The sequence below is a fragment of the Pseudomonas sp. 05T35 genome (assembly GCF_056396605.1).
In genome coordinates this window covers 1-5,739 of record NZ_JBFTLU010000509.1, presented here as the reverse complement: position 1 = coordinate 5,739, position 5,739 = coordinate 1, and the positions used below count along the sequence as shown (strand labels likewise).

General features: G+C 58.3%; 4 protein-coding genes and 2 pseudogenes. All 6 read right to left on the bottom strand.

Annotation, left to right across the window (positions count from 1 at the left end; translation table 11 throughout):
- A partial coding sequence (locus tag AC1DH9_RS26265; protein WP_477809077.1) for a DMT family transporter occupies positions 1–608 on the bottom strand: 608 nt, incomplete at its 3' end.
- A gap of 11 nt (positions 609–619) precedes the next feature.
- The gene (locus tag AC1DH9_RS26260) at positions 620–1,981 is read right to left on the bottom strand and encodes an acyltransferase (RefSeq protein WP_477809076.1); all 1,362 of its coding nucleotides are present in this window, start codon (positions 1,979–1,981) and stop codon (positions 620–622) included.
- A 226-nt stretch (positions 1,982–2,207) separates the two neighbouring features.
- Positions 2,208–2,759, bottom strand: a complete 552-nt coding sequence (locus AC1DH9_RS26255) for a nucleotidyltransferase family protein (RefSeq protein ID WP_477809075.1) — start codon at positions 2,757–2,759, stop codon at positions 2,208–2,210.
- Positions 2,758–4,812, bottom strand: a pseudogene (locus tag AC1DH9_RS26250) (xanthine dehydrogenase family protein molybdopterin-binding subunit); the annotation flags it as partial. The gene AC1DH9_RS26255 and the pseudogene AC1DH9_RS26250, both read right to left, overlap by 2 nt.
- Positions 4,809–5,279, bottom strand: coding sequence for a (2Fe-2S)-binding protein (locus tag AC1DH9_RS26245; protein ID WP_427532587.1), 471 nt, complete (start codon positions 5,277–5,279; stop codon positions 4,809–4,811). The pseudogene AC1DH9_RS26250 and the gene AC1DH9_RS26245, both read right to left, overlap by 4 nt.
- A 136-nt stretch (positions 5,280–5,415) precedes the next feature.
- Positions 5,416–5,739: pseudogene (locus tag AC1DH9_RS26240) on the bottom strand (UDP-N-acetylmuramate dehydrogenase); the annotation flags it as partial.

The following is a 5,739-nucleotide window of genomic DNA, read 5'->3' as shown; positions in this document are numbered from 1 at the left end:
ACCCAAACCCCCAGGCTGAACGGAATCAGGCATAGCGCGCCCACCACCGCGCAATACGTCACAAAGGCGTTGCCAGCTATGGTTTTGGGCTTTGTCCGCAGAAAGGAACAATAGACAGCCCAACTAGCGGCCGAGGCCATGGTCCAGAAATCGCCTTTGTTGAAGCCCTCCAGAAAACTCAAATCGGAAAGGTGCCCCATGGTCACCAGCCAGAACACACCAACCGTACTGATGACCACGCCAAGCATATTCGACCTGGAGATGAAATCACCGAAAACGAAACGATTGAGGGCCAGTACCAGACACGGCGTAGCCGACAGGTAAATCGCTGCATTCAAAGAACTGGTGTATTGCAACCCTATATACAATGTCAGCGGAAATATAACCTGCCCACAGACCGCCAACATCACCAGGGTTAACCATGATTTGCGTGCAGCCGGCAAACTGGCGACCACAGACTTATAGTTAATCACCAGCAATAATGCACTGGTAATCAGCCATCGAAGTTGCGACAGCAGCACAGGATCAACATCCACCACCATCAATTTTCCGACGACATAATTACCGCCCCAGAACACGGCAGCGAGTGAAAGTAGTAAGTACGGCATTGGAACCCTCGTTAGATCTTCTTCATTAACATGAAAGAGGCGCCGTCGAACTCGACTTCCCCCAGCAGATGGAACGCGTCTTGATACACAGACAATTGCGCCTGCAACACATCTGTGATGGGCACCAACATAAGTGCCTCTGTCGCCAACACCCGGGCCAGCTCATTGACAAAGACTCGACAAGGCTCGGCGTCGACAGGCGAACTGTTTGCGACAATGAGTGAATAACCCAATCGACGGCGATAGTGAAAATCGCCGGCCGAGGCAAACGGCAACCTCGAAAAATCCAGGTCGGCGCGCAGTCTGAGCTGCTTGTGGCCGTGGTCCTGCGCCCACTGCAAGTGGTGGGCAAACTGCTGCCGGGTAGTGGAGATGACATCGAGACTGTGCCGGGCGAATGCTTGAAGCTGGGCGTTATCGGTCGGCGCAATCAGCAACACGGACTTCTTGCCCGGCGTGTCCAGATACTCCGCCAGGGAGGCTGGCAATAGCGATGTCTCACGCTTCGGGGTATCACGGTAGATCATCAACCAGTCCGAATTGATTGCGGCCCAATCGCTGACTTGCAGCGTCTGCTCGATCGACGGCTGATACGTCTCCATGAGGTGAGCCTTGAACGGCAGGTATTGCAGGACTTTCCCCTGATCGCCAACGATGGAATAGTCGCCGACCCAGGTATTGAGAAAGGAGCGGATGCCGACGATGCTAGCMTTGCCCAGATAATCCGCGTTCCAGCCGACGATCGCTTCACGCCCGACCCATGCGTAATCGCACAACCTCACGGGTGGCAGGCGCGTCATCGCAACGGTCCGCGAACCGATGGAGAGCCGGCCATAAGGATCATGGTCCTGACGAAGCAACTGACTGCCCGGCGACAGCCAGACACCGTCGCCAATATCCACATCGCCACCGGCGTTGACTGCGGCATTACGACCAAAACGCACATACTGGCCAATCTTGATCGAAGGCAACTCATCCGCCGAGTGATCGAGTTGATGATCCGCATGGGGATGGCTGAAATACGCACCGTTTTCAAAGTGAGTGGGCGAAATAAGGTGCTCCCCGACTTGCTCCTTGACAATCAATGGCGAGCCACTGGTATTGATCGAAAAGTGCTCCTTTGACAAGCCGAAGTCATCGGTGAGTACTTGCAAGCGCTCACTAAACGTAACACCAAACTTAATCTCGTCACGGTGACAACTTATCGTTTGAGAAGCCTTTCTGAGTTGAYGCAGCGTGTTGACATAACGGGGAACCGGCTGATAAACATCGTCAAAACTCAACGCCCGCTCCAAGGCGCCCAACGTTTGGACCTCACTGTCCAGTTCAATAGGGTTAACACTAACCGACGCATCCATATACTGCTTTATCATGTAGGCTCTTTATTATCTTGATGAGTACTAACCGGGCATACACCGCAACAGTGAACACCGCACGCAACAAGATCGTATGTCGGATAAAAACGGATGAATAACGAGTTTTATATCTGGCACCCATCGATAAATACGAATAGGCAGTAGAAGGGCAGAGTTCAGTACTCTGCCCTATAGAGGCCTCAGGGCTGGCCTCGGCCCGCGAGGTAACACGACCAATCGACGATTATTGAAAGACCAGCGCGACCGGCACATCCACATCCCACAACACGCCCGGATCCTCCACCGCCACCTCAACCACTTTCRCCGAGGCAAACAGCGGCTTGGCCCCGCGGTCGCCGGACAACGCCATCAACGCCGCCCCCAGCGAACGCCCAAACCCCACCGGATGCCCAAACTCGCCACCCTGCACGGGAACGCTGATGGTATCGACCGCTATCCCCTCAACAATCCGCTCGATACTCGACGGCAAGATAAACGGCATATCCCCCAACACCACCAGCCAGCCATCCAGCGCCGGGCACGCAGCGACCGCCGCCGCAATACTGTCGCCCATGCCCGCCGACGCCAATACCAGCACTTGGCAACCATAAGCCCGGGCCAGCCGTGCAACCTCTGGACGATCCGGCGTCGTCACCAACAACCGGGTGCCCACGCCCATCGGCAGATTGCGCAGTACCTGTTCGATCACCGGTCGCACACTGCCGTCGCGCCCTTCGCACATCGCCAGCAACTTGTCCTGATCGGCACCTGCCACTAGTCGATAACGACTACCCACCCAGCACCGCGTTACCCAGGCCCATCACGCAGGCGCCTTCGAACTGCGAGCGAATCCGCTCCGGGTTGATCTGCGGGCCGCAATCGACCGCGATGTCGGCCTTGTGCACGATCAGCGTACCGTCATCCTTGACTTCAACCTCGATGACCGCCGCCACATAGGTGACGAAGCTGTAATGCACTGCCAGGCCCAAACCACGACCCTTGGGCAGTTTTCGCCCCCAGCCGGCACCCTTGGCCGCCGCTTCCAGAACGCCACGCAGGCGCGCCGTATCGATCGGATAACGCTCAGGGGATTCGCCGTAGTTCCACTCTTCGCTCAGGGTTCGCGGATCGATCTGACGGTCCGGTCCCAACAGCTTGATCTGGTACTTCAGCGGGTCTTGTCCGGCCTTGTGTGCCAACTCGTCGACAAAGCTCTGAATCGCGAAACCGTGAGGAATGTTCGACACCGAGCGATACCAACCGACTCGGGTATGGGCGGCCGCGTCAGGGTTTTCCAGGCGCACATTGGGAATCGCATAGGCCATGTTGGTAAAGCCCATGCCCAGCTCGAAGGCCGCCTCGTGATTCATACCTGGCGCGAACAACGCGGTGATGCTGGGCGCCACCGTGCGGTGCAACCAGCCGGACGGAATGCCGTCCTTGTTCAGGCTGGCCTTGAGGTATTCCGCCGAGACGGTATGGAAGTACGAGCAGTGGATGTCGTCTTCACGGGTCCATTGCACGCGCACAGCCTTGCCGGGAAACTCCTTGGCCAGGATCGCTGCTTCCAGAATGAAGTCCGGCTTTGACTTGCGGCCGAAACCACCGCCCAACAAGGTGACATTGACCGTGACCTTGTCGAATGGAACGCCCAAACGCTCGGCAATACGCTCGCGGGTCACTTGCGGGGCCTGACTCGGCGCCCAGGCTTCGCAATGGCCATCCTTGAAGCGCGCAACGGCAACCATCGGCTCCATCGGCGACTGCGCCAGATGCGGCAAGTAGTAAGCCGCTTCCAGACTGCTGTCGGCGCTGTTCATGGCCTCTTCGATATTGCCGGTGCTGCGCACCACTTTGCCCGGCTTCAGGGCTGCGGCTTCCAGCTCCTTGCGATAGGCAATCGAGTCGTAACCGGCATTGGCACCGTCATCCCACTCGATCTTCAACGCCTCACGCCCCTTGATCGCCGCCCAGGTATTGCTGGCAACCACCGCCACCCCACCCAACGGCTGGAATTCCGAAGGCAATGGGCGGCTTTCAATCTGGATGACCTTGACTACTCCAGGGACTTTCAACGCCGCGCTGGCATCGAAAGACTTGACCTTGCCGCCATAGACCGCCGGCCGCGCCACGGTGGCGAAGAGCATACCGTCAAAGTGCACGTCGGCACCGTAGACCGCACGACCATTGACGATGTCCGCACCGTCAATCGCCCGGGTCGACTCTTTGCCGATGTAGCGAAACTCCGAAGGCTGCTTGAGCCGCAGGCTTTCACGAGCCGGCACGGCCTGCGCCCCCGCAGCAACGGCGAGCGCACCGTAGCCGAGTTCACGCCCGGAGGGCTGGTGGATAACTTTGTGTAACTGCGCGCGGCATTCGCCAATCGGGACTTTCCACTGATCAGCCGCCGCTTGTTCCAGCATGGTCCGCGCAGCAGCACCGCAACGGCGCATCGGCTCGTACCAATGGCGCATGCTGCGCGAACCGTCGGTGTCCTGGTTGCCGAAGCTCACCTCATCACCCGGCGCCTGCCGGACTTTGACCATTGCCCAATCGGCGTCCAGCTCATCGGCGACCACCATGCTCAAGCTGGTGCGCACACCCTGGCCCATTTCCGAACGGTTGCAGACCACCGTCACGCTGCCGTCGGCGGCAATGCTCACGTAGACCTTGGGATCATCGATCCAGCCGTTGGGCATACCGGCGGCACCGAATTTCTTCTCTTCGGCGAACGCGTCCTGCCAGCCCCAACTGGCGGCGAGCACCAGCGCACCGGTCGCACTCACACCTTTGAGAAAACCACGACGGCTGAGATTACTCAACGCGAAATCATTCGGTAGCTGGCTCATGCCTTGCGCTCCTGCAGATGAGTGGAGGCCTGGCGGATAGCGCTCTTGATGCGGTTGTACGTGCCGCAGCGACAGATATTGCCGACCATCGCCTGTTCGATCTGTTCATCGCTGGGATTGGGGTTGGTCTTGAGCAACGCCGTGGCCGACATGATCTGTCCGCCCTGGCAAAAGCCGCACTGGGCGACTGCCGTGTCGAGCCAGGCTTGCTGGACGACCTGGCCAACCGGATCGCTGTGCAAGTTGTCGATGGTGCTGACATCCTGCCCGATCACCGAACCGATAGGCGTGATGCAACTGCGCGCCGGGGCGCCGTCGATATGAATCGTGCAGGCGCCACACAGGCCCATGCCACAACCGAATTTGGTGCCGCTGTAACCGGCCACATCACGGATTGCCCAGAGCAGCGGCATGTCCTCGGTGACGTCGAGTTGATGATCTTGACCATTGAGCTTCAGGGTAATCATGGGCACGCCCGCATATAGGTAGAGTTATGGAGCAAATGATTGCATCGTTAGCAGGCTAAGTTAACTCAGCATTAACAAAAAAGCCCTGCAACCAAGGAAGGTGTGCAGGGCTCTGGATTCAGCGATCAAGCGTAGCTCAATACTGATTCGGCTCCATCTCCAGTTCGACATTGAAGCGCTCGGCGATGTCTCTCTGGATCCGCTGTGCCAGGTTAAGCAGCTCAAGCCCGGTAGCCGTGCCGTAGTTGACCAGCACCAGCGACTGCAAACGATGCACGCCGGCGTCGCCGTCACGAAAACCTTTCCAGCCCGCCTGCTCGATCAACCAGCCAGCCGCCAATTTCACCCGGCCATCCGCTTGTGGATAACCGACCAGGCCCGGATGCTCAAGGCGAATTTGTGCCGCCAGAGCTGCCGATACCAGCGGGTTCTTGAAAAAGCTGCCGGCATTACCGAGCAC